This is a genomic window from Streptococcus sp. 4155 (assembly GCF_013276695.1).
GTDB classification, from domain to species: Bacteria; Bacillota; Bacilli; order Lactobacillales; family Streptococcaceae; genus Streptococcus; species Streptococcus pseudopneumoniae.
In genome coordinates this window covers 1-878 of record NZ_VMLM01000097.1, presented here as the reverse complement: position 1 = coordinate 878, position 878 = coordinate 1, and the positions used below count along the sequence as shown (strand labels likewise).

Sequence of the window (878 nt, the reverse complement as noted above, 5' to 3'; positions counted from 1 at the left end):
CAGTCAAAGTTCCGCAGTTTGTGGCTGAATGGATTGAGGAAGCTAGAAAAGCTTGTAAAGACGTGGCAGAATTATTCGAATTTGATTTCACGAACGATGAAGTTAGGAAATGGTTTATGCAAGAAAGACCATTTGATTTAGTTGCTCGTGCATGGCTTGACGGCTACGAGGTCGAGGAAGAGAAGCGGTATATTGTTAGTCTGAATAATGGGCAACCTTTGACTAAAACGCAATCAGGGAAGGTTCTTTATTTTAACCAAAATATAATTACTGGAAATTATAAATTCACCCGCAAAGAACTTGAAGAAGCTGGTTTCGGCTGGGTGTTCGATTGCCCAGGGATTGAGATTGAGGAGGTTGAATATGATACAAACGCTTGAAGAAGGAATGAAGGATCAAAGTAAACGCATAAAAATCCCAATGGAAATTAGACCGTTTGATGTTGGTTATCGAATAGTGAATCAACATGGAAATCCGCTTGCCCTAAAAAACGGAGCAAGCATATTCGCTTTACCTTCGCTGGCCGAAAAAGCGATAAAGAAAGAGTTTAGTAAAAATGACCCAGACTTTGACATTGAAAAGCATTTTGTTGAAGAGGTCGCTATTGTCAATTTAAGTAAATTTCATAGTTATTTTGAGGAGGTGGAATAATGGGAGATATACGAATACTAGACGCTTGTTGTGGCAGTCGTATGTTTTGGTTTGATAAAAATGAGAGTCATACAACTTTCATGGACATCAGACAAGAAAAATTTGAAATACATGGGAAAAAGGTAAACGTAAACCCTGACGTTGTCGGAGATTTTCGTGATATGCCATTCGATGATGAAACATTTAATCTAGTAGTATTCGATCCGCCACATTTGAAATGGGCAGGT

General features: G+C 38.5%; 3 protein-coding genes. All 3 read left to right on the top strand.

All coding sequences use genetic code 11. From position 1 onward, the window contains the following. A partial coding sequence (locus HT715_RS10580) for a DUF1642 domain-containing protein (RefSeq protein ID WP_138707337.1) occupies positions 1 to 380 on the top strand: 380 nt, incomplete at its 5' end. Further along, entirely contained in the window at positions 364 to 651 is a 288-nt protein-coding gene (locus tag HT715_RS10575; protein ID WP_119919603.1) for a hypothetical protein, read from the top strand. The genes HT715_RS10580 and HT715_RS10575, both read left to right, overlap by 17 nt. Next, a partial coding sequence (locus HT715_RS10570) for a class I SAM-dependent methyltransferase (protein ID WP_138707338.1) occupies positions 651 to 878 on the top strand: 228 nt, incomplete at its 3' end. The genes HT715_RS10575 and HT715_RS10570, both read left to right, overlap by 1 nt.

Bases quoted from the DNA above. Each gene is read 5' to 3' on its own strand.
- HT715_RS10575 (WP_119919603.1), top strand. From the start codon at position 364: ATGATACAAACGCTTGAAGAAGGAATGAAGGATCAAAGTAAACGCATA.